We start from the raw sequence: 22,600 nt of genomic DNA on the forward strand, positions 1-22,600 counted from the left end.
ACAGCCTCGAATGTGCTCAGGAGGAGTGTGCTCAAGTGGGCGGGAACGTTGCGTTCTGAGGATGCAGGTGGCTTGTCCGCCCCGAGCGGGTGATGACGGTAGGAGGAAGACCCACTCCTTGCCACTTTTAACTTATAGCGCACCAGGGGGCTTGCGGCAAGGCCCCGGTCGTGGGGCACAATCACGGGCCTAGGTCATAACCTGCAGAAATGGGAGATTCACGAAGTGCATGTGTTGTTGTCGGTTTACGGGTCGTGCGGTGACGTCGAGTCGGTGGTGAGGGGACACGCGCTGCTGGTGCGAGCCCTCGGCACCGAGATGCAGGTGTGCGCCCCGCGGGACGTCGCGGCAGGGACCTCGGACCGGAGGCGATGACATGAACCCTCTGACCGCCACCAGCGCGTTCGACCTTCCCGACCGCCTCGCGCCCAAGGCCGACCCGGCGATGATCGCCGGCGACGAGCAGCACTTCGCGTCCATCGCGGAGAGCCTCGAGCAGGCGATCGCCGAACTGTCCGATCTCCTCGATGCCGAGCGCAAGGCACCCGGCGGCATCGGCCGCGGAGCGATGGACCGCGACACGGAGATCCACCGCCTGACCGGTCGCCTGCGCGCCTTGCGTCGCTTCGGTCTCGATCTGTGTCTGGGACACATGGTCAGCGCGGAGGACTCCGAGCCGGTGTACATCGGACGACTCGGCCTCACCGACAGCGCGGGTGGCCGGCTGCTGCTCGACTGGCGTTCCCCCGCGGCTGAGCCGTTCTTCGCGGGGACCCACGCCAACCCGATGGGTCTGGCGAGCCGCCGCAGATACCGCTGGACCCGCGGCCGGATCAGCGACTACTGGGACGAGGTGTTCACCGCCGACGGGCTCGAAGGGCGCGCCGCGCTCGACGACCAGTCCGCGTTCATCGCCAGCCTGGGCAGCAACCGGTCGGCCCGGATGCGGGACGTGCTCTCCACCATCCAGACCGACCAGGACGCCGTCATCCGGGCGGGATCCCGCGGCGCCCTCGTGGTCGACGGCGGCCCGGGTACGGGGAAGACCGTCGTCGCCCTGCACCGCTCCGCCTACCTCCTCTACTCCGATCCCCGCCTCGGTCACCGTCGGGGCGGAGTGCTGTTCGTCGGCCCGCACCAGCCCTACCTGGCCTACGTCGCGGATGTCCTGCCCAGCCTCGGAGAGGAGGGCGTGCAGACCTGCACCCTGCGGGACCTCGTCACCGAGGGGGCCGGAGCAGCGATCGAGACCGACCCGGACGTGGCCCTTCTGAAGTCGTCCGCGGACCTGGTGAAGGCGATCGAGGCGGCCGTCGGCATCTACGAGGAGCCGCCCACCGAGGGGATGACGGTCGCGACCCACTGGTCCGACATCTGGCTGAGCCCCCGCGATTGGGCGGTGGCGTTCGAAGCGGTGGAGCAGGGCACTCCGCACAACGAGGCACATGAGCAGATCATGGAGGAGCTGCTCACGATCCTGATGGAGAAGGACGAGAGCGAGGCCTCACCCGAGCTGCTCCGGAGGTCACTGCTGCAGGACAGGGCGCTGCTCAAGGCCCTCCACCGGGCGTGGCCGCTGGTCGAGGCGACCGACCTCGTCGCGGACCTGTGGTCGGTGCCCGCCTATCTGCGCAAATGCGCTCCCTGGCTCGGCCCCGATGACGTGCGCAAGCTGCAGCGCGCGCAGACCCAGGCCCAGGCGTGGACGGTGTCCGACCTGCCGCTCCTGGACGCGGCACGGCAGCGGCTCGGCGACCCGGAGGCGTCCCGGCGCATGCGCCGGAACCAGGCCACCGTCGCCGCCGAACGCGCGACCAGGGCCGACGCCATCGACAGCCTGCTGCAGAACATGCTGATCGACGAGAGCGAAGGCGCGGTGGGGATGCTGCGTGGACAGGACCTGCAGGACACCCTGATCGACGAGAGCGCCCTGCCCGGCGCCGAACCCGACCTGCTCGCCGGCCCGTTCGCGCACATCGTCGTGGACGAGGCGCAGGAGCTGACCGATGCCGAATGGCAGATGCTGCTGCTGCGCTGCCCGTCCCGGAGCTTCACCATCGTCGGGGACCGCGCCCAGGCCAGGCACGGGTTCACGGAGTCGTGGCAGGAACGGCTCGAGCGGGTCGGGCTCGACCGGATCACTGTCGCCTCCCTGAGTATCAACTACCGCACTCCGGAAGAGGTGATGACCGAAGCCGAGCTGGTCATCCGGGCCGCGCTCCCGGACGCCAACGTGCCGACCTCCATCCGCAGCAGCGACCTCCCCGTCGTCCACGGATCGGTTGCGGAGCTGGACTCCCTCATCGACACCTGGCTCACCGCCCATGACGAAGGCATCGCGTGCGTCATCGGCGATCCCACGTTCCAGGCGACGTCCCGCGTCCGGTCGCTGACTCCGGAGCTGTCGAAGGGGCTCGAGTTCGACCTGGTCGTCCTCATCGACCCGGAGTCGTTCGGCACGGGCATCGAAGGAGCCGTCGACCGCTATGTCGCGATGACCCGGGCGACCCAGCAGCTGGTCATCCTCACGAGCTCCTGACGGGAGCCGGCCCGGCGGGGTCCTTCCACCAGACGAAGACCTCGGTGCTCGGCTGTCGTTCGGAGAACCGGTCCGCCGGGGACACGTCCCGCAGCAGCCGGCGCAGATCCGTCTCGAAGTCATCGCGGCGTGGGCCGAACAGATGTGGAGCGGAGGAGGACATGGAATAGGCCCACGCGACGACGTCGTCAGAGGTGCGTTCCAGCGCCTGCCCGCCGGGCACGACATGGCGTTGGGGTCCGGAGAAGCCGGCTCGGGTGAGCACCGCCGCCTCATCACCGGGTGTTCCGTGGGTCAGCACCCCGCGGCCGGCTCGTCGGACCGGTCCCAGATGGTGCCTGACCAGCGAGTCCATCGCGGCGTAGGGCACGGCCGGATACGGAAGCCCGTCGACGGTCCGGGTCTCCGTCTTCAGATCGGCGATGTGCACCAGCGCCCCGCCGGGCCGGAGCATGTCCCTGACGGTGGCCGCCACCAGGTCGCGATCCATCCAGTGGAAGGACTGGCCGAAGGTCGCGACGGTGAACTCACCCAGACCCGCGGGCAGTTCCTCGGCCCGGGCCCGCACCCACCGCGCCTTCCGGGCTGCTCCCGCCAGGGTGGCCTCGCGCTCTGCTTCGGCGATCATCCCGCCGTCCGGGTCCAGGCCGACGATCTCGCCGAACAGGTGCGCCAGGCTCAGGGCGAGGGTGCCAGGACCGCATCCCACGTCGAGCAGCCGCCCGCGCCCGTCGAGCTGCACAGCCGCGGCCAGCAGGTCCGCGAGCCCAGGGGCATAGGGCAGCCTCCCGCGCCGGTAGTAGGCGGCCGCGCCCAGGAACAACGTGTCGTCCCACTCCCAGTCGCCCATCACCTCCTGATGATTCCACGGCACGGCGTTCGTCCGCGCTGTCGCGGACAGCGGCGCGGCCCGCATGCGCCGGGCAGGCCGCGCGGGTGTCCCCGCTCGTGAGCGGGGACACCGTGGGATGCCCGGTCAGTAGGACGGGACCCGGTCGCGCTCCTGCGTCGGCACGTCCGCGCGGTGCTGCGGATGACGGCCCGCGTTCCTGCCGGGACGGACCGGCCACCAGATGCTCCGGCCGAGCAGTGCGGCGAGTGCCGGCACCAGCACGATCGACAGGACGAACGCGGAGAGCATGATGCCGAGGGCCGTCGCGAAGCCGACCTGCTGGCTGGACGGAGTCGCGGCGAGACTCGCGAAGGAGCCGGCCAGCACCAGTCCCGCGGTCGCGATGGCCGGTGTGGTGTGCCGTACGGCACGGGCCACGGCTGCGCGGGCCGGCCCCGGCCGTTCCATCTCCTCCCGTATGCGGTCGCTGATCAGGATGTTGTAGTCGGTGCCGAGCGCGACCACGAACAGGAACAGCACCAGCGGGAGGGTGAAGTTGACCCCCGGCTTGTTCAACAGGTGCTGGAACAACAGGGTGGAGGCACCGAGGGTGGCGGCGAAGCCGAGGCCCACGGAGAGCATGAGGATCATCGGCGCGAGCAGGCTTCGCAGCAGCACGAGCAGGATCAGCGAGATCAGCACGGCCGCGACCGGGAACACGATCTTCAGGTCATGGTCGACGGCCGTCGATATGTCGGCGAAGATCGCCGCCGTCCCGCCGACGTGTGCCGTCGTACCGGTGGGCGTGTGCGCGGCGACCGCATCCCGGACCGGTCCGGAGACCAGGTCGCGAGCCTGCTGGCTCTGGGGATCCGCCGTCAGGTAGAGGTCGATCCGGGCGGCGCGGTGGTCCTGGTTCAGGGTGGTGCTGCCCACCTGGCCCACACCCTTGACCTGGGTCAGCGCACGGGAGAGGGCGTCGAACCGGTCCGCACGCAGGGTGCCGCCGTCCTTGGCGGTGACGAAGACGCTCGTCGGGTCCGACACACCGGCCGGCAGGGCACGGGAGATCTCGGTGGCGGTGGTCGCCGCCGCGGTCTGCGGTCCTCCGTGATTCAGGCCGTAGTCCATCCGGATCCCGACCAGCCCGGCGGACAGTGCGCCCAGCATGACGACGGAGGCGACGAGCATCAGCAGCGGCCGTCGTGCGACCAGGTCGCCCAAGCGGGCGGCCGAGCCCGCGCGGGGCTCGCGCCGGAGAGCCCGCGAGGGCCAGAACATCTTGCGCCCGGCCGCCGCCAGCATGGCCGGCATCAAGGTGAGACTGCCCAGCAGCATGACCAGGACCGAGACGGCGATGGCCGGACCGAGCACCCGGAACTGTCCGAAGGACGCGACCCCGAGGGTGGCGAAGGCGGCCACGATGGTCAGCGCCGCCGAGGTGATCGCGTTGCCCACTCGGCCGGATACCTCACCGGCCACCGTACGGGCGTTCCGCTCCGGGTGCGCCCGCAGCTGTTCGCGGAAGCGGAACAGCAGGAACAGCAGGTAGTCGGTACCGATGCCGAGCAGGACCACGCTGATCAGCGAGGGGGTGCCCGGGTCCAGTTTGATTCCGGTCAGCATCGCGGCGCCGACCACGGCACCCGACGCCGCACCGCCGATGAAGACGACGGCGAGGAGCGGCAGCACGGCCGCGAGAACGCTCCGGAACACCAGCACGTTGAGCAGCACGATGAGCCCGATGACGAGCATCGACGTGACCTTCGAGGCGGTCTCCCCGGCATCGGTGGTGTCCACGGTGTCGGCCAGGCCGCCGGTGAATCCGGTGCGCATTCCCGCGTCGGTGAATTGCGCGCGGGCGTCGTCCCGGAAGGCCCGATAGAGGTCCTGCATTCCGGGAGCCGTGGAATTTCCGACCAGCTCCGCGGAGAGCAGCTCGAAACTCCGGTCGGGCGCCATCATCGCCGGGGTGACCCGGGGTGTCTGCGAATAGTCCTTGAGGAGGAAGGACGGCCCGCCGTCCTTGGGCTTGGGCATGGTGACCCGGTGCCGGGCGAGTTTCTCGGCCTCGGAGCCGACCCGCCGCTGGTCCGCAGCGGTGAGGGGCTTGCCGTCCGGCCGGGCGACCAGCACGGTGACCGTATTGGCGTCGGATTTCACCCCGAATTGGTCCTCGGCGATTTTCAGCGCGGCGGCCGAGTCATAGGTCTTGGGCAGGAAATCCCCGGTCTGGTTCTGCGTGACCCGATAGATCAACGTCGAACTCAGAGCGGTCAGAACGATACCCAGCACCGCCCAGACGGCGATGACCTTCCACGGGTTTCTGGTGGAGAATCCGGTCAGGGCGCGGATCACTGTGTCCTCCGGCAAATGGACTTCATCGCCGGGGGCTCCCGGTCGGTTTCCAGACCATCACGCGGGGGCCTGGAGATCGTCCGAGCAGAGGATGAACACGATCAGGGGTCCGAGGTCCGGCAACGGCCCCCGACCAGGACCGTGGTCCTGGTCGAAGATCAGCCGCAGGGACAACGTCCGGCCGTCGGCCCGATGCGAGAATGGATCAGGGCCAGCAGGTCGTCCGCTCGCGGGAGCACCCGGAGGGCAGAGAACAGGGAGGGGCACCATGCGAACGCGCCGGTACACCGCGCCACTGATTCCCGGCGCACTGCCGTGGACGCGCAACGACGGGCTCGTCGCCGTCGGGGCGGCGGTCGTCGACCTTCTCGGCTACCTGATCGGCAGCCCGACCGAGGACGGTTCCGTCACGGCCCTCGGATGCATCCTCGTCGTCCTGTCCGCCCTGCCACTGCTGGCCCGCCGTAGCCACCCGATGCCGGCATTCGTCGCCGTGCTGACCCTCACCTCGGTGCTGAATCTGTCCTCGTCGCAGCCGAGCCACTTCGGCGCGGTCATCACGGTCGGTCTGTACTCGGCGGCCCGGGTCTGCTCCGCTCCGATGACAGCGGTGGTGTCCGTCGCGACGGTGGCCCTGACGCTGCTGAGCCAGGGCTTCGGGCGGACCACGTCGAGGACGGACATCCTCGCCAATGTCATCGCCGTCCTCATCGTCGTCATAACGGCGATCGTGGTCAGCCGCTGGCAACAGGAGGTCGCGGCGACCCGCAGGTTGCTGGCCGACCGCGCGGTGGCCGACGAACGGCGCCGTATCGCCCGGGAGCTGCACGACATCGTGGCCCACCACATCACCACGATGCAGCTCATGGCCGGCGGAGCACGGGCCAACCTCGCGGGCAACACCGACGCCGCGCGGGACGCACTGCTCACCCTGGAGTCCTCCGGTCGGATGGCCCTGGGCGAGATGCGCCAGCTCCTCGACGTCCTGCGCGCCGGCGACGAACCGGAGCTCGCGCCGCACGCACCCCAACCCGGAGCCGGTGACATCGACCGCATCGTCAGCGAGTCCCGGCTGGCCGGTCTGCCCACCGAGTTCCGGGTCTGCGGCAAGGAGCGACCACTGCCGCCGACCGTCGGGCTCACCGTGTTCCGGGTCGTACAGGAAGCACTCACCAACGCCCGCAAACACGCCGGCCGGGCCCGCGCGTCGGTACAGCTGACGTACCTCCCGGACCGGGTCGACGTCGAGGTCCTCGACGACGGCGCGGGCGCGCTGGTGCCCGTGGGAGCGCTGGAGACTGCAGCCGCGGCCCGGACCGGCTACGGGCTGATCGGTATGCACGAACGTGTCGTCCTGCAGGGCGGCACCCTGGAGACCGGCGGACTCGACGGCGGCGGATTCAGAGTGGCGGCCAGCCTGCCACTGGCAGCGGATGAGAGAGCGGAACTCCTCCAATGAGCGGACTTCCGCAGAAGAAGATCAGCGTGCTGATCGCCGACGACCAGCCGCTGGTCCGGCGCGGGCTGGCACTCATCCTCGCCCCCGACCCGGCGTTCGAGGTGGTGGCCGAGGCCGAGGACGGCGAACAGGCCGTCGCCCTCGCGCACCGCTTCCGGCCGGACGTCGTCGTGATGGACATCCGGATGCCCGTCCTCGACGGTGTCCAGGCGACCGAGCAGCTCGCCGCCGCGCTCCCCGGCTGCCGTGTGCTGGCCCTGAGCACCTTCGACATGGACGAGTACGTCGTGGGCGCGCTCCGCGCCGGCGCCTACGGATTCCTGCCCAAGGACATCTCCCCGGAGGAACTCGTCGCGGCGATCCACATCGTCCACGCGGGTGAGGCCACCGTCGCGCCCCGGCTGCTCACCCGGCTCATCTCCACCTACGTGAGAGGCCCGCACCGTCCGCAGAAGCCTCCCATCAGCCTCAGCGAACTCACGCCCCGCGAGGTCGAGGTGTGGCGCCTGATCGCCACCGGCCTCGACAACGCGGAGATCGCCCGCGCGCTGGACATCACCGTCTCCACCGTCAAGAACTACATCACCAGCATCTTCGACAAACTCAGCGTCCGGGACCGCGCCCAAGCGGTGATCGCCGCCTACGAGTCAGGTCTCGTGGAGACCCAGCAGAACTAGGGGCGGGCCCCGGACCGGACACCATCCCCAGGACCCGACCGCTGATCTCGTGTCGGCCCGGCAGTATCGAGAGTGTGTGGAGGTGGGGGAGGAGATGGTGCCGGGGTTCGCCATCCGCGAGGGGTACGCGGTGTACCGGGGCCCGTCGGCGGACAGTTCGCTGCATGCCCACGCCGCCTTCCAGGTCGCCATCGCCGTCCGGGGCGAGGTGACGATGGTGGACGCTTCCGGTACCCACCACCGCGCCGCGGCGCTGATCGTGCCGCCGATGGCGCGGCATCGAATCCTGGCGATGACGACCCTGGTCACCTTCTTCATCGAGCCGCATTGCGCGTTCGCGGACCGGCTGCGCGACCGCTGCGGCGACGGCATCACCCCGGCCCCCGAGCTGTGCTGCCTCAGCGAGAAGGACCTCAGCGCCGCCGGCGCGCTCCCATCGGCCGAGCTCGATGCCCGGCTGGTGAAGGCGATGAACACACTGGCGGAGCGGAGAGTTCCGATGCCGGGCCTCGCCGCGACGGCAGGACTGTCACCCCAGCGCCTGCGCGCCCTGGCACGAGATCAGTTGGGGATGCCACTGCCGCGCTGGCGGATCTGGCAGCGTCTGTCGCGCGCGGCGGACGCGCTGGGCGCGGGCCAGTCGCTGGCCGACGCAGCCGTCACGGGCGGCTTCGCCGACCAGGCGCACTTCACCCGGCAGATGCGCGAGATGATGGGCCTCACGCCGTCGGCCGTGCTGTCGGCGTTGCGCCCGTCAATCGCGCCGTCCGACGTAGACGGAAATCGAGCCGGTGACCGTTGACACGAGCTCGGCCTCGCGCACGTCACGGAAACCGGCCTCCGACATGAGCGCCGGAAGGATCCCGTCGGCATTGGGCTGGGTGTCCGCCTTGCCGTCCGCCATCTGCACCACCCGGAAGGCCAGCCGCATACGCCTCGTCCGCTGCAGCCCGTAGTCGGCGATCACCACCTTCCCACCGGGCCGCAGCACCGCGAACATCGACGCGAGGATCCCCCGCTTCATCGTGACCGGACATTGGTGGAGCACCAGGCTGGAGACCACGGTGCTCGCCACGTCCACCCCGAGAACCTCCGTCAGCGCGTCCCCCATGCCGGCCCGCCATTCCGGTGCCACACCAGCGGCATCGGCTTTGCGCCGCGCCACCGTCAGCACATCAGGATCGGGGTCGACCCCGACGATCCGCGCCGCCGGCTGGACTCGGCTGAGCAGCAGGGCCAGCGAGCCGGTGCCGCAGCCCACGTCGACGATCACGTCGTCGGGTTGCGGTGCCACATGCATGGCCAGGAGGCTCCGCCACATGCGCTCCCGGGTCAGTGCGATCACGGGGTCATAGAAGCGGGTGGGGGCGAAACGGCCCAGTGCTGGGGTGAAGGTTCGTTCGGTCATGCGTGCAGTCTCGATCGCATGGTGCCGGCCGGTCTTGAACGAAGCGCTCGTACGCCGGTCGGGGTTCCGGGACATCCCGCACTGCTCCGTCGTCGCGGGCGGCGCGGGCGGCGCGGGCGTCCTGTGCGGCAGCCTGTGCGGGCGGTAGCTCTGTGCGGTACCGGGAGTGAGGCCGTGAGGTGGGGAATTTAGGGTGGGTTCATGGCCACCACAGCGTCCGGACCCCGCCCAGCCCTCGCGCGCCAAGGAAGCGGTCGGGAGCATGCTGGGGTACTTCACCCAGCTGATCGCCGACAAGCGGAACCACCCGGCCGACGACCTGCTCTCCGCGATGATCGCCGCACGGGACGAGAACCACCACGAGAACCACCACCAGGACAGCTCCAGGGCTGAAGAGGGCGGCGAGGACCGGCTCAGCGAGGACGAGCTGGTGTCACTGGTCTTCCTCATCCTGTTCGCCGGCTACGAGAACACCATCCACCTCATCGGCAACGCCACCCTGGCGCTGCTCACCGCGCCCGACCAACTCGGGGCACTGCGGGCGGACCTGGGCCGGGTCGGCGGCGCGGTCGCGGAGTTCGCCCGGCACGACGGGCCCGCACCGCTGGCGATCCGGCGCTTCCCTCTGGAGGACATCACCATCGGCGGTGTCACGATCCCGGCCGGCGAGACCGTCCTACTGTCCCTGGCCGCGGCGAACCGCGACCGCGACCAGTTCGCCGATCCCGACCACGTCGACATCACCCGCGACGCCACCGGTCACCTCGCCCTCGGGCACGGCATCCACTACTGCCTCGGCGCTCCGCTGGCCCGCATGGAGACCGAGATCGCGCTCACCGCGCTCCTTGACCGCTTCCCCCACCTGGCCCTCGACGTCCCACCCGACGCCCTGCGCTGGCGGCCCTCGATGCGCGCCCGGGGACTGCTGGCCCTCCCGGTGCGGTACTGAACGGCCCGCACGGCACCGGCCGTGGGGCACCATCCGGGCCAGTTGAACTCACCGTGCCGCGAACCGCTCGAACGTCTCGTACAGTGCCGCGCTCATCGTGGCGCTGCCCTTGTGTCCCGAGTCGTCGATGACCACCAGTTCCGAGCCGGGCCAGGCGCGGCTGAGTTCCCAGGCCGTGTCCAGCGGTCCGCTCATGTCGAGGCGGCCGTGGATCAGGACGCCCGGAATGCCCGCCAGACGTCCCGCGTCGCGGATCAACTGACTTTCCTCCAGCCAGGCCCCATGGGCGAAGTAGTGCGCGCAGATCCGCACGAAGGCCAGCATGGCCAGCGCCGGCTTGTCGCTGTACGGGGTGGGCGCTCCGTTGGGTTCCGCGGACAGGACCGCGTCCTCCCAGGCGCACCAGTCGAGCGCGGCCTTGGTCCGTACGTTCAGGTCGGGGTCGTTCATGAGGCGCGCGTACGCCCCGACGAGGTCGACGTCGCGGTCGGCTTCGGGAACACCGTCGCGGAACCGCTGCCAGGCCTCAGGGAAGAAGCGGCCCGCACCCCGGTACAGCCAGTCGATCTCGGTGCGACGGGAACTGGTGACGGCCACGAGGACGATCTCCGAAACCCGTTCCGGATGCCGCTCGGCGTAGGCGAGGCTGAGCGTGGAACCCCAGGAGCTGCCGAAGAGCAGCCACCGCTCGACGCCGAGATGCTCGCGCAACTGCTCCATGTCGGCCATCAGATGCTCGGTGGTGTTGAGGTCCATGTCGGCGGCCGGATCGCTTGCATGGGGTGTGCTCCGTCCGCATCCCCGCTGGTCGAAGAGGACGATCCGGTAGCGCTCCGGATCGAAGGAGCTGCGGCGGCCGGTCGAGCAGCCCGAACCGGGGCCGCCGTGGACGACGAGGACGGGCTTGCCGTCGGGGTTGCCGCAGGTCTCCCAGTAGACGAGGTTTCCGTCTCCGGTGGAGAGCATGCCGTGGTCGTAGGGCTCGATCGGTGGGTAGGGCGCGGCCATGGTCTGACTCTCTTTCCTACGAGCTCATACGCGGTCGCCCGAACAGGCACAAGCCGCCCACACTACCTTCGGGACCGGATGCGGCTCAGGTCCGAGAGCACAGCCGGCCCCTCGTCAGGCCCGCCTCCGGGAGCCCGTCCGCTCTGCTTCTCCCGTCTGTGACAGGCCTGTTACCACCGATGTGACACCCGTCATGGCCCACCTGGTCCAGGCCTGATCGACTCGGCGAATGCGTAGCGTCTCCCTCACCCTGCCCTTCGTTGTCGCAGGCGTCCTTGTGCTCACGGCTTGCGGAACGCAGAGGGTCGCTTCGTCGGGCGACGGCTCGTCACGGACGGAGGGGGCCGACTCCGCGGATCCCTCGGGCACGGCATCCTGCGGGGCGCGGCCCTCCGACGCGTGGGTCGCGCCCAGCGATCTGGCTCTGCCTGGATACCCCTCCGGTCTCGAGAGGGACGGAGTCAGGATCACGCGATTCAGCGGCGGCTCCAGTGCCTGCGCCGAGTTCGACGTCACCAACCACGGGGCCGAACCCTTCACCTACACGATCGCCTTCGCCTTCCTGTCGGGCTCCGGCAGGGAACCGGAATACACGGAGCAGACGGTTGCGTCCGTCGCACCGGGTCGGTCCGTGAAGCGCGTCTTCGCCGTCGACATGATGCACTCGCACGCGGACGGCAACGCCAAGGGCAAGGCAGGAGTGCGGATCACCAAGGTCAGGGGCGTCCCCACCGCCGAAGCAGCTCCCGCAGGTGGCTCGTGTCCGCCCTCGGGAGTGAGCGTGTACATCGACAAGGGCGATGCCGCCATGGGACTGCGCGCCGTCGGCCTCCACCTGCGGAACTGCGGCACGCAGACCTACCGGCTCAACGGCTACCCGCAGCTCCAGATCCTCGACGAGGGACACCAGCCCGTCAGCAGCGTGAAGGTCCTCCACGGCGGCAGCGCGATCACCGCGAGCTCCGGAGCGGACGGGGTGCCCCAGCCGCTGGCCCTGAAGCCGGGCGACGGCGCCTACGCCGATCTGATCTGGCGCAACACGTACGAAGCCGGGGCCGGCGATCCGGTGAACGCCCCGTACGTGCGGGTGTGGGCGAAGCCCGGTGCCGCCCCGATGACGGTGATCCCGGAACTCGACCTGGGCTCGACAGGAAAGCTCGGGGTGGGCCCCTGGAAGAAGGACGACACGATCCGGCCGGCACCCGGCGGCTCGTCCGGCAGGCCGTCAGCGGCGCCTCCTTCCCTGACCGCCGTGCCGACGCGACCGTGAGGACCAGCCCGTTCAGGCGCCACGTCCGGCGGTGAAGGCCGCGCGGCCGAACTCACCGCGGCGCTCGACTGCTCGGCTCCCTGAGGTCGGCTCTCCACCGGAGCGTGTCCCGGCGCAAGATGTTCCGGATGACCTAGAATCGCCGGATGATCTTTATTGTCGTCAAGTTTCCCGTGAAGCCCGAGCACGCGGATGAGTGGCCGACGCACGTGGACGCCTTCACCACCGCCACCCGGGCCGAGCCCGGCAACCTGTGGTTCGAGTGGTCGCGCAGCCTCGAAGAGCCCAACACCTATGTCCTGGTGGAGGCGTTCCAGAACGACGCGGCCGCAGCGCACGTGAACTCCGATCATTTCCGTGCGGCGTTGGAGCAGATGCGCCCCCTGCTGCGCCGGACGCCCGACATCGTGAGCACGACGATCGAAGACGCGACCGGCTGGAGTGCGATGGGCGAGCTCTCGATCGACTGACGGCGGGCTTCCGCCGGAATCGGTCCGCGCTCCGCCGACTCCGTTGTCGGCCGCCGCAACCCGCACGGGTGATGCGCCAACCGGGGCAAGCCCGGCTTCTCGATCATCGCCACCGCCAACAGCCGTGACCGAGGCGTCAGCGATCTGTCCTCGGTCGACCACGCCGTCCGCGAGCCGCTGGAGATCTTCCCCGTCTGCCACCACTCGCCCGCCTCGGCGATCGCGATGGCACGCCGCCTGCGGGAGAAGCAGCCGAAGATGGTCCTCGTGGACCGTTCCTCCAACCACGTCTTCCAGTGGGACGCGCGCGGGAACGACCCGGCCGAGCCCGGCGCCGATCCGGGAGCGCCGGAGGCACCGCCCGCCGAGGAGGAAGCCGTGCTGCACGGCGACGCCATCGGCGTGGAGATCGGTGACCTGCGGCTGCGCTTCGCCGAGCTGGAGGAGTACCTGCTGCGCCACGGCCGGGTGCGGCACTGGCCGGAGTGGTGGCACCAGTACGTCGAACTGCCGCTCGGCGACAGCGACCACGACACCTACCGCCAGGTCATGCTGCTGATCGGCAGCCTGTTCCGGCGGCTGGCACCCGGCGACGCCGGCCGCGTGCGCGTGGACGAGGACCGCGAGCGCTTCATGTGGACCAGGATGCGCGAACACCCGGCCGCGACCGGCACCGATCCCGCCGACTGCCTCTACGTCTGCGGTGCGTTCCACGCGGCCGGCCGCGTCGCGGAGTTCGGCATCCACGGCACCGACACCTTCGAGATCAGTCCGCGCACCGCCACCAAGTGGCTGCACGGTCTGATCCCGTCCAGCCATGCCGCGATCGAGGCGCAGTTCGGCCTCGCCGCCGGCTCGGTGTCGATCGCCGCGACGGTCTGGGCGAAGAACGTCAAGCGCACGCGTGTGCGGCCGTACCGCCTGGCGGGACAGGCGGGCGTGCCGTCGAAGGCCGGGAAGATCGCGGCCGGGGTTCCCGGCGAACTGGCGGTCGCCCAGTCGCATCCACAGGACCCGTCCAGGACGGCACTGCTGTGGGCCGCCCAGGTACAGCTCGGGCACCTCGGCCGCGCGGAGCTCCGGGCGCGGTGCGGCGAGCTGCTGGGCAACCCCATGGTGGTGCCCGCCCATCCGCGCTACCTCAGCGGCCTCGTCCACGCCCTGGAGCCCGTCCCGGGCCTCACCGACTTCGTCGTGGAGGCCGTGTCGAACGCGTTCGGCCGGCTGCCGGACCCGGTGCTCCTGCCGTGGCTGCCGACCCTGATCACCACCCTGCGTTCGGGCGGCGCCGAACTGGCCCCGCTGCTGATCCGTGAGGCCGGACGCATCTTCCCCGGCCGGCTCGCCGCGCTGGACGCGTGGGTGCCGCCGTGGCGGGCACGGCAGGGACCGGAGGCCGTACCGGTGGCGCGCCGTACGGACGGCAACCGCGGCTGCACGCTGCTCGCCGCCCACCCCGCGACGTGCGACGCGGTGGCGGGTTTGCTGGGCTGCGACGAGCCGTGGGACACCGCCGGTCCCGAGTCGCGGGGCGCGGCACTGGCCGCTCTTCATCCGGACACGGCCACGGCACTGGAGGTGGTGCTGTCCGGCGGGGGGCACCGGTGAGCGCAAGCCCGTACCCAGCGGCCGGACCGGCGGCCCCGGGGTCCGGCCGCGGTCTGTGCAGCATTTCGTGACGGCGGTCCGCCTTTGCTGGAACCGGCAGCCAATGTGGGCCCCCGCGTTCTACGATCACTTACATGCTGCTTCGCCGAATGCTGCGCATGGTCATGGTCCTTGCTGTGGTTCTCACCGGGGTGGTTCAAGGGGGTGTGGGGACCGCGTGGGCCGGGGAGAGCCGGCCGTCGTCCGATCGGCAGTTGCTGTTCTACAACCATGCCTATGGCGTGTTCGACCGGGAAACGGCCGATGCCATCGAGCATTCCGACTATCTGCGGAACTTCGCCAGCTTCCAGGTCCGCACCACGACGGGTACCGGCGGACAGACCTGGACCGGCCGCTATCTGATGGGCCGCCAGACCTACCTCGAACTGTTCGGGATCGGCGATCTGCCCGGCCAGGATTCTGCTCTCGGTTCCACCGGGATGGGGATCTCAGCGGAGCGGGCCGGCGACCTGGCGACGGTGACCCAGCGCTTGCGGGATCAGGGGACCCCCAACCCGATCGGGTTCCGCCAGACGCGTGACTTCGGCGACGGCGTCCCGGTGCCGTGGTTCGACGCGGTGTTCACCACCGACCAGTACGACACCTTCGGCGCCTGGGGGATGGAGTACCTGCCGGAGTACTTCGCCGACCCGCGCAGCAAGACCGAGCCGGCCAGCTACCCCGGTGACGTCGGCCGGGAGCGTTACCTGTCCGACGACTACCGCAGCCATCTGATGCGTGACGTGACGATGGTCCGTCTCGCGGTCACCGAACGCGATCTTGCCAGTACGGTGCCGTTGCTGAAGGCCGGCGGGTTCCGCGTGCACGCCGTGGTAGGTGGCGTCGTTGCGCAGGGCGGCGGCACCACGATCCGACTCGACGCCGTCGCGCGCGACAAGGTGGGGCTGCGCCAGGTCGAGATGTCACTCAACCGGTCCGTCGCGTACCGGCACCAGGAACAGCTCGGCCACTCGACGCTCACCGTCGGCCCGGGCCCGCGCGCCGTCTGGAATTTCAGCGGCACGAAGTAACCGGAAGCCTGCGGATCAGTTGAAGGCGCCGTGCCGATTTCGGCACGGCGCCTTCACGATGTGGCGTGGGTCGCCCGATCTCATCAGGCCGGTGGCCCAGCAAGTAGCACCGGGTCCTTCCACGCATGGTCAGCGAGCGGTCAGCGCGCGGTGCGCGACCCCAGGGAGTCTCTGAGCAGCGCACGGGATCGGCCCGAGCGGCACCTGCAAGGAGCACACCATGCAGAGCACCAGCGTCCTCATATCCGGCGCCAGCATCGGCGGCCCGGCCCTCGCCTACTGGCTGGCCGAGTACGGCTTCGAGGTCACCGTCGTGGAACGCGCCCCTGCCTTCCGGCCGGGCGGTCAGGCGGTCGATGTGCGCGGCCCGGCGCTGGACGTCGCGGAGCGGATGGGTGTGCTGGACGAGCTGCGGGGCCTGGCCACCGACATGCGGGGCATGTCGATGGTCGACGCCACCGGTAAGGAGCTCTACCGCAGCACCGAAGGCACCATCAGCGGCGGTGACTTCGCCACCCCGGATGTCGAGATCCTCCGAGACGACCTGTGCCAGGTGCTGTTCCGGGCTGCCGCCGACCGCGTCGAGTATCTCTTCGACGACTCCATCGCCGCCCTTGTCCAGGACGCGCACGGGGTCCACGTCACCTTTGAGAACGCCGCTCCGTGCACCTTCGACCTGGTGGTGGGCGCCGACGGGCTGCACTCCACCACACGGCGGCTGGCCTTCGGCCCGGAGTCCGACTACATCACCCACCTCGGCACCTACCTGTCGGTCTTCACCGCCCCCAACTACCTGGGGCTGGACCGCTGGCAGGTCTGGCACCAGGGCGGCACCGCGGGCGGTGCGATCATGACCGCCCGCGGCAACGCCGAGATCCGGGTCTTCGCGGGATTCGAGGCACCGGAGATCGTCGACTACGACCATCGCGACACCGAGGCCCAGAAGAAGCTGGTCCACGACCGTCTGACCGACGTCGGCTGGGAGTTTCCCCGCGCGCTGCAGTACATGTGGGACGCGCCCGACTTCCACTTCGACTCGATGAGCCAGATCCACCTGGACGAGTGGTGGCGCGGGAGGGTGGTCCTGGTCGGTGACGCCGGCTACTGCGGATCGCCCATGTCCGGGCAGGGCACCAGCATGGCCATGGTCGGTGCCTACGTGCTGGCGGGCGAACTGAAGGCCGCCCACGGTGACCACCGGATCGCCTACCCGGCCTACCAGGAGGCGCTGCGCGGCTATGTGGCGGAGAACCAGCAGCTCGCCCTCACCAACCAGGCCCGCATCGCTGCCCAGACCGGTGCTGCTCAGGGTGAAGCCATCGCCGACATCGAGATGCAGGACTTCGGCCAGGTGGTCAATGGCCTCGTCCTGAAGGACTACTGAGCGGGCCGTCGCCGCTGCCGAGGGGCGCGGTCAGCCGGCGACCCAGGTGCCGGTGAGGCCCTGGACGGCTGAGCCGTCGAGGTCGGCGAGCTTGGTGCCGACGAAGTCGCGGGCCCGGTCGGAGGTCTGGACGCGGAACGCCGGCCGGTCCGCCGTGAGGGCGTCGATGATCGGTGCGGCGGCCTCGGCGGGGGTCTGCGCGCCGCCGAAGGCCTTCATGGTCCGGTCGATGTAGGCCTGGAGGGCGGGGCCGTACGGTCCGGCGGCCGCGGTCAGCGCCGGGACGTCGAGGCTCTGGCTGGCGACGAACTCGCTGGCCACGGCGCCAGGTTCGATCACGGTCACCGAGACGCCGACGGTGGCCGCCACCGGGGCGAGGGACTCCATGAAGCCTTCGACCGCGAACTTGGCGGCGCAGTAGGCCTCGTTGAACGGCTGCCCGACAACGCCGCCGACACTGGTGACGGTCAGCACCCGTCCCTGTGCTGCCCGCAGGTGGGGCAGCGCGGCCCGGGTGACCTCCACGACGCCGAAGAAGTTCACTTCCATCGTCCCGCGGACGTCCGCGACGGTGCCCTGCTCGATGGTGCCCACATGTCCGGCTCCGGCGTTGTTGACCAACGCGTCCAATCGGCCGTGCTCGGCGATGACCTCGGTCAGACAGTCGGCCACGGAGGCGGGGTCGACCACGTCCAGGCGCTTGATCTGGATCCGGTCGGTCACTCCGGCCTCGGCGGCCGCCGTGCGCAGGGCGCCGGCCTTGCCGGGGTCGCGCATCGTGGCGACGGTCAGCCATCCGGCCTGAGCCGCGGCCACGGCGGTGGCCAGCCCGATGCCGGAGGAGGTGCCGGTGATCAGGACGGTCTTCTGGGGCTGGGCGGACATGCGGGGGGCCTCGTCTCTGCCGGGGGTCGGGAGATGACTCCCGGACATCGTGTGCGTGCACACACACCATACGTCTGTGTGTGCACGCACGCAAGTCGCGTAGGATTGGCGCATGCCACGAGCCGACATAAACCTGGGTGATCTGGCCGCCCGAGATCATGCCTTCTACGGCCTGGTCTGGGCCGGCACCACGCTCACCGCGCGCGTCGACCGCGCCCTCGTACGCGCGCATGACCTGCCGCTGTCGTGGTTCGAGGTGATGCTGTGGCTGCACAGCCAGAGCGAACCGGTGGCCGCGTCCGACCTCGGCGCGAAAACCCTCCTCAGCCGCAGCCAGGTCTCCCGCGTCGCAGACGCGCTGCAGGCCCGCGGCCTCATCGAGCGCAGCACCGCCCCCAGCGACGCCCGCTCGGTGCGGATCACCCTCACCCCGGCCGGGCACGAGGTCTTCGCCGCGGCCGACGCCACCCGCAGACAGGCTCTGGCCGAGGTCTTCAACGACCTCCTGGACGACGACGACATCCAGTCACTGGAGGCCGTCTGGCAGAAGCTGAAACAGCACCGCGTCGACTGAGCGCCTACCGGCCCGAGGACTGGCGGTCGCGTCGTGCGCGAGGGGGAGTCATTCGGTGGCCTTGCGGGCGGCGACCGCACGGCCCCGGGCCGCTCTGCGCTTCGCCGCACGTCGCTCGTCCTCGCTCAGCCCGCCCCAGACGCCCGCGTCCTGACCGGCCTCGAGGGCCCAGCTCAGGCAGTCCTCCCGCACAGGGCAGCCGTGGCACACCGCCTTCGCCTCTTGGATCTGCAGTAGGGCCGGGCCGGAGGTGCCGACGGGAAAGAACAGTTCGGGGTCCTCGGCACGACAGGCCGCACGGTGTCGCCAGTTCATGGGAATCCCTCCGATGCGTGTCGCGGGCGGCGGATCCGCCGGTCGGACCCGCTCAATGCCGTGTGGTCACGCGTGCCCCAACTTCGGTGATCCATTCGGCATTCGGCATTCGGCATTCGGCGATCCGCGATCCGCGATCCGCGATCCGCGATCCGCGATCCGCGATCCGCGATCCGCGAATCCGCAGTCCCGGACGCCACGGACCGCCGGCACGCCCTACGACGGCCCGTCGGATCCCTGCGGCACCTCTGGCCCTCTCGGACCGTTCGAGTCGCTCCGCTCCCGGTGGCGCAGCCAGGCGGCCGGCAGGAACCAGCAGACCGCGAACCACCCCACCATGACGGTCACCCACACCGCGGCGGTCGTGCCGGACGCGGTCACGCGCAGAATCAGCAGCAGCGCCGAGGCGACCGTACCCAGCAGGAGAATCAGCCCGGCCATGGTGAACCGGGAGCCCCGGACCACGGCTTCGGGCTTCAGCCGGTGGCCCGCGACGATGCGGTGCAGCAAGACGGGTGCGATGAGAGCGTCCGTGGCGGCGGCGCCCAGCAGGACCGTGGTGAGGTAGACGGTCCGGTCTGATCCTCGTCGCGCCGTGTCGACGCCCGGTCCGCGGGTGGGGTCATCCGTGCTCGCCCGCCTTCCTGCGGTTGCCGGTGAGGTTCCTGGATCTTGGCCTTGACGCCTTGCTTGATCATATCGGCGCGGTCGCTGTCTCCCTTGAGGATCGCGGCTGCGGTCGCTACTCGGAGGGTTTGCCACCCTTGCCGTGAGATTTGCCCTTCCCCTTGCCCTTCCCCTTGCCTTTCCCGTGGGCCTTGTCAGCTTCAGCAGTGGGGACTCCCGGACCCTCGGACGACAAGGTCGGGTGACGGCGTGAGGCGGGCGCCGGCACCGTGGCGAGCGCCGCTGTGGAAGGCGGGGCGGGCGCCGGAGCGCCGTGCGACGGTGACGGTGACGGTGACGGCAGGACAGGAGCACTGCTGCTGGGCGTGGGGTGGTGGACGGCCGCGTCGGGGGTGGTGTCCTGATCGCCCAGGGCCGACAGGGTGACTCCGGCGGCCCCCAGGAGAACACCGGCGGCCAGCGCGGCGATCAGAGCGCGCCGTCGCCGGGGCGGAAGGCCTGCCAGGCCCGGGGGAGGGGCGGAGCGACCGGAGTTGGAGTGCGTGCGGTGGATCGCGGTGTCGCTCAACGGCCCGGCGACTGTTCCGCCCGCTGTGTCGGGGCGGGGCGGGGCGGCCGCGTCCTGGAGCAGTTGGGCACATCGAGTGGCGTCGGGCCGGGCGCCGGGATCGGTATGGGTCATCGCTTCGATGACGGACGCCAGCGGTTCGGGCACGCACCGGGAGATCTCCGGGGGGCGTAACAGTCGGGCGGTGCCGACTTCCGGGGAAGATCCCTGGTACTCCGGCTCGCCCTTGAGGGCTTCCAGCAGGACCAGGCCCAGGCCGTAGATGTCACTGGCGGGCCCGGAAGCCTTTCCGAGCACCTGCTCGGGAGACAGATAGGGGATGGTGCCGACGATCGTGCCCGGCTCGGCACGAGTGGGTTCGTCGATGAGGCGGGAAAGCCCGAAGTCCGCCAGATAAGGGGCGTCGTCGGGGCCGATCAGGATGTTGGAGGGCTTCACGTCGCGGTGGACGATCCCCGCCGCGTGTACGTGGGCCAGCGCGGAGGCCAGCCGGATGCCGAGGCGCGCCACGTGCTCGCCGCTGAGGGGGCCGTCGGTTAAGCGTTCGCGCAACGTGGCGCCCTTGACCAGATGCATCACCACGTAGGCGCCGCCCTCGTGCCGTCCCATGTCGTAGACGGGGACGAGAGCAGGGTGGGCGAGCCGGCCCAGGAGTACCGCTTCCTTGCAGAATCCGTCCGCCGTCACCGCGGTGGCACCGGGCCTGAACACCTTGATCGCGACCTCACGCGGCAGTTGCAGGTCGGTTCCCTGAAAGACGTCCGCGGTGCCGCCCGCACCCAGCAGTTCGTCCAGGCGGTAGCGGCCGCCGACGATCTCGCCGGCATGGGGGCCGGGGCGCTGAGTTCGGCGGGGGTGGGCCGTCATGCGATCTCCCTGACTGCGTCCTGCGGTGGCCCGTCGCCTGCCCGGCCCCTGGAGACGTATGCGGACGGCGGGGTTGTGCGACATCAGTCTGATCCGGGGCGCACGGTTCCGCCATCGTCCGGTCACTTGCATTCCCACCGGCCTTCTGTTCAGGGCCTGTTGGCAGGGTCCCGCCTGGCATGGTCCGGCGTCGGCCCGGGATAATCGATTCGTGCGGGCGACCAGTGGCCCCTGCGCTCCGGTACATGCTGCCTGTCGTGGGTACGGACGAAGAGTGGGATGCCGTTGTCGGCGACGAGGGGGTCATGCGACCGGGTGCCGAGCATCTCGCCGACCGCCTCGGCCTGGCCGGCCAGACCCTCCGGCGCTATCCCGAGGGCTCCTTCCCCGTCTACGCGATCGGTGACCGGTAGGTGCTCAAGGTGACCGGCAGGTGCTCAAGCTGTATCCCACCGTCTCCGCCGAGGACGGGCGCACGGAGGCGCGCGTTCTCGAACACGTCCAGGGCAAGCTGCCCATCGTCACCCCAGAGGTTCACGCCGACGGTGAGTACGAGAACGGCTGGCGCTACATCCTGATGACGCAGTTCCCCGGCCAGGGGCTGGCCGGGACGTGGCCGCACGTGCCGGACGCCGACCGGGACCGGTTGGCGAGTGAGGTCGGCGCAGCGCTCGCTGCTCTCCACGCTCTCGACACGGAGCCGATGCGCGAGGTACTCGGCCCGCCCGACTGGAGTGCGTTTCTTGCCGGGCAACGTGCGACGACCGTGGCGCGGCAGCGTGCGCGCAAGCTGCCCGAGCTCTGGGTGGAACAGATCCCGGAGTTCCTGGCGTCGGTGCCGCTGGCCGGCGAACCCGAGCGGGTGCTGCTGCACACCGAGATCATGCGGGAGCACCTGCTGGTGGATCCGGGCCGGTGGACGCTGAGCGGGCTCTTCGATTTCGAACCCGCCATGCTCGGCGACCGCGCCTACGAATTCGTCGCCGTCGGCCTGTTCGTCTCGCGCGGCGATCCTCGGCTGTTCGGCCGGGTGGTCGCTGCCTACGGCCGGACCTTCTCACCTCGCGAACTGATGGCGCACACGTTGCTGCACGTCTACAGCAACCTGCCCTGGTACTTCAGAGAGCTGCCGGCACCGCCGGAGGACACGCTGGACTCACTGGCCGAGACATGGTTCGGCAGCGCCTGACGAAGTCCGGCCGGCGGGCCGCCCCCAACCACCCCGTCGCGTGACGGTCGGCCGGTTTCCAGCCGCCTTCCCCCGCCGCGGATCGGACGAGTGTGCGCCGGAGGTTGCAGGGCAGGCGCCTTTCGAGGGTCACCCACCGATCAGACCGGAAGGGTCCCTCGCACCACCGCACCACGACGGAAGGACTCTTTGTGACGGACAGCATGTGGGGATACCAGGCAGCGTCGGGTCACCAGGCCGGAACGGACCTGACCGGGTTCAAGGTCGAGGCGACCAACGGCAGCATCGGCAAGGTCGACAAGCACTCCGAGGACGTCAGCGCCGCCTACATCGTGGTCGACACCGGAGTGTGGATCTTCGGCAAGCACGTCCTGCTCCCGGCGGGGACGATCCAGTCCATCGACGTCGCGGAGCGGAAGATCTACGTCGCCCGCGACAAGGACGAGATCAAGAACGCCCCGGAGTTCGACAAGGACAAGCACACCGGTGACTCGGGCTATCACCAGCAGGTCGAGGCCTACTACGGCACTCACCGCCCCTGAG

Annotated in this window: 20 protein-coding genes and 2 pseudogenes; 14 read left to right on the forward strand and 8 right to left on the reverse strand. The window is 70.1% G+C overall.

The window, feature by feature from the left end:
* Positions 1-376 precede the first annotated feature (376 nt).
* A complete protein-coding gene (gene helR / locus LNW72_RS37940; RefSeq protein ID WP_250979570.1) occupies positions 377-2,539 on the forward strand; it encodes an RNA polymerase recycling motor ATPase HelR in 2,163 nt (720 codons plus the stop codon).
* On the opposite strand, the gene LNW72_RS37945 is transcribed toward helR, so the two are convergent.
* The gene (locus tag LNW72_RS37945; protein ID WP_250980466.1) at positions 2,526-3,389 is read right to left on the reverse strand and encodes a class I SAM-dependent methyltransferase; all 864 of its coding nucleotides are present in this window, start codon (positions 3,387-3,389) and stop codon (positions 2,526-2,528) included. The two genes, helR and LNW72_RS37945, sit on opposite strands and share 14 nt — an antisense overlap.
* A 126-nt stretch (positions 3,390-3,515) precedes the next feature.
* Complete coding sequence (locus LNW72_RS37950; RefSeq protein ID WP_374117441.1) at positions 3,516-5,729, reverse strand: MMPL family transporter; 2,214 nt, start codon at positions 5,727-5,729, stop codon at positions 3,516-3,518.
* 268 nt (positions 5,730-5,997) lie between these two features.
* Between LNW72_RS37950 and LNW72_RS37955 the strand changes: the two genes are divergently transcribed.
* Genes LNW72_RS37955 through LNW72_RS41860 form a run of 3 tightly spaced genes read left to right on the forward strand, consistent with a single transcriptional unit; the run spans position 5,998 to position 8,667 of the window.
* Positions 5,998-7,188 (forward strand): histidine kinase, encoded by a 1,191-nt coding sequence (locus LNW72_RS37955; protein WP_250979572.1) that lies wholly within the window; start codon positions 5,998-6,000, stop codon positions 7,186-7,188.
* Complete coding sequence (locus LNW72_RS37960; protein WP_250979573.1) at positions 7,185-7,865, forward strand: response regulator transcription factor; 681 nt, start codon at positions 7,185-7,187, stop codon at positions 7,863-7,865. The genes LNW72_RS37955 and LNW72_RS37960 overlap by 4 nt, the downstream gene beginning before the upstream one ends.
* A gap of 49 nt (positions 7,866-7,914) precedes the next feature.
* Entirely contained in the window at positions 7,915-8,667 is a 753-nt protein-coding gene (locus LNW72_RS41860; RefSeq protein ID WP_250979574.1) for an AraC family transcriptional regulator, read from the forward strand.
* Here the strand turns inward: LNW72_RS41860 and LNW72_RS37970 are convergent.
* The gene (locus tag LNW72_RS37970) at positions 8,620-9,348 is read right to left on the reverse strand and encodes a class I SAM-dependent methyltransferase (protein ID WP_250979575.1); all 729 of its coding nucleotides are present in this window, start codon (positions 9,346-9,348) and stop codon (positions 8,620-8,622) included. The two genes, LNW72_RS41860 and LNW72_RS37970, sit on opposite strands and share 48 nt — an antisense overlap.
* A 142-nt stretch (positions 9,349-9,490) precedes the next feature.
* On the opposite strand from LNW72_RS37970, the pseudogene LNW72_RS37975 reads away from it, so the two are divergent.
* Positions 9,491-10,222: pseudogene (locus LNW72_RS37975) on the forward strand (cytochrome P450); the annotation flags it as partial.
* Positions 10,223-10,270: 48 nt separating this feature from the next.
* On the opposite strand, the gene pip reads toward LNW72_RS37975, so the two are convergent.
* Positions 10,271-11,230: a prolyl aminopeptidase gene (gene pip / locus LNW72_RS37980; RefSeq protein WP_250979576.1), complete on the reverse strand. Its 960-nt coding sequence runs from the start codon at positions 11,228-11,230 to the stop codon at positions 10,271-10,273.
* A 631-nt stretch (positions 11,231-11,861) separates the two neighbouring features.
* Here pip and LNW72_RS41865 point away from each other — a divergent pair.
* The 5 genes and pseudogenes from LNW72_RS41865 (at position 11,862) to LNW72_RS38005 (ending at position 17,032) form a co-directional block, all read left to right on the forward strand.
* Positions 11,862-12,500: a DUF4232 domain-containing protein gene (locus LNW72_RS41865; RefSeq protein ID WP_308402107.1), complete on the forward strand. Its 639-nt coding sequence runs from the start codon at positions 11,862-11,864 to the stop codon at positions 12,498-12,500.
* 146 nt (positions 12,501-12,646) lie between these two features.
* Entirely contained in the window at positions 12,647-12,970 is a 324-nt protein-coding gene (locus LNW72_RS37990) for a putative quinol monooxygenase (protein ID WP_250979578.1), read from the forward strand.
* A 144-nt stretch (positions 12,971-13,114) separates the two neighbouring features.
* Positions 13,115-14,578 (forward strand): annotated as a pseudogene (locus LNW72_RS37995) (hypothetical protein); the annotation flags it as partial.
* Positions 14,579-14,736: 158 nt separating this feature from the next.
* The gene (locus LNW72_RS38000; RefSeq protein ID WP_250980467.1) at positions 14,737-15,648 is read left to right on the forward strand and encodes a DUF5829 family protein; all 912 of its coding nucleotides are present in this window, start codon (positions 14,737-14,739) and stop codon (positions 15,646-15,648) included.
* A 220-nt stretch (positions 15,649-15,868) separates the two neighbouring features.
* A complete protein-coding gene (locus LNW72_RS38005) occupies positions 15,869-17,032 on the forward strand; it encodes an FAD-dependent monooxygenase (RefSeq protein WP_250979579.1) in 1,164 nt (387 codons plus the stop codon).
* 30 nt (positions 17,033-17,062) lie between these two features.
* Here LNW72_RS38005 and LNW72_RS38010 read toward each other — a convergent pair whose 3' ends face one another.
* Positions 17,063-17,917: an SDR family oxidoreductase gene (locus LNW72_RS38010; protein ID WP_250979580.1), complete on the reverse strand. Its 855-nt coding sequence runs from the start codon at positions 17,915-17,917 to the stop codon at positions 17,063-17,065.
* A 112-nt stretch (positions 17,918-18,029) separates the two neighbouring features.
* On the opposite strand from LNW72_RS38010, the gene LNW72_RS38015 reads away from it, so the two are divergent.
* The gene (locus LNW72_RS38015) at positions 18,030-18,491 is read left to right on the forward strand and encodes a MarR family transcriptional regulator (protein WP_250979581.1); all 462 of its coding nucleotides are present in this window, start codon (positions 18,030-18,032) and stop codon (positions 18,489-18,491) included.
* A 48-nt stretch (positions 18,492-18,539) separates the two neighbouring features.
* On the opposite strand, the gene LNW72_RS38020 is transcribed toward LNW72_RS38015, so the two are convergent.
* From LNW72_RS38020 to LNW72_RS38030, 3 genes are all read right to left on the reverse strand, one after another.
* Entirely contained in the window at positions 18,540-18,806 is a 267-nt protein-coding gene (locus tag LNW72_RS38020) for a WhiB family transcriptional regulator (RefSeq protein WP_250979582.1), read from the reverse strand.
* 216 nt (positions 18,807-19,022) lie between these two features.
* Positions 19,023-19,358: a DUF6328 family protein gene (locus LNW72_RS42205; protein ID WP_374117442.1), complete on the reverse strand. Its 336-nt coding sequence runs from the start codon at positions 19,356-19,358 to the stop codon at positions 19,023-19,025.
* A gap of 190 nt (positions 19,359-19,548) precedes the next feature.
* Positions 19,549-20,868 carry a serine/threonine-protein kinase gene (locus LNW72_RS38030; protein ID WP_250979584.1) on the reverse strand — a complete coding sequence of 440 codons (1,320 nt, stop codon included), beginning with the start codon at positions 20,866-20,868 and terminating at the stop codon, positions 19,549-19,551.
* Positions 20,869-21,125: 257 nt separating this feature from the next.
* Between LNW72_RS38030 and LNW72_RS41870 the strand changes: the two genes are divergently transcribed.
* The 3 genes from LNW72_RS41870 (at position 21,126) to LNW72_RS38040 (ending at position 22,599) form a co-directional block, all read left to right on the forward strand.
* Positions 21,126-21,281: a hypothetical protein gene (locus tag LNW72_RS41870; RefSeq protein ID WP_308402109.1), complete on the forward strand. Its 156-nt coding sequence runs from the start codon at positions 21,126-21,128 to the stop codon at positions 21,279-21,281.
* A gap of 20 nt (positions 21,282-21,301) precedes the next feature.
* Positions 21,302-22,057, forward strand: a complete 756-nt coding sequence (locus tag LNW72_RS38035) for an aminoglycoside 3'-phosphotransferase/choline kinase family protein (protein WP_308402110.1) — start codon at positions 21,302-21,304, stop codon at positions 22,055-22,057.
* A 191-nt stretch (positions 22,058-22,248) separates the two neighbouring features.
* Positions 22,249-22,599 carry a PRC-barrel domain-containing protein gene (locus tag LNW72_RS38040; RefSeq protein ID WP_250979585.1) on the forward strand — a complete coding sequence of 117 codons (351 nt, stop codon included), beginning with the start codon at positions 22,249-22,251 and terminating at the stop codon, positions 22,597-22,599.
* Position 22,600: the final 1 nt, after the last annotated feature.

This window comes from Streptomyces sp. RKAG293, from assembly GCF_023701745.1.
In the GTDB taxonomy this organism is placed as follows: Bacteria; Actinomycetota; Actinomycetes; order Streptomycetales; family Streptomycetaceae; genus Actinacidiphila.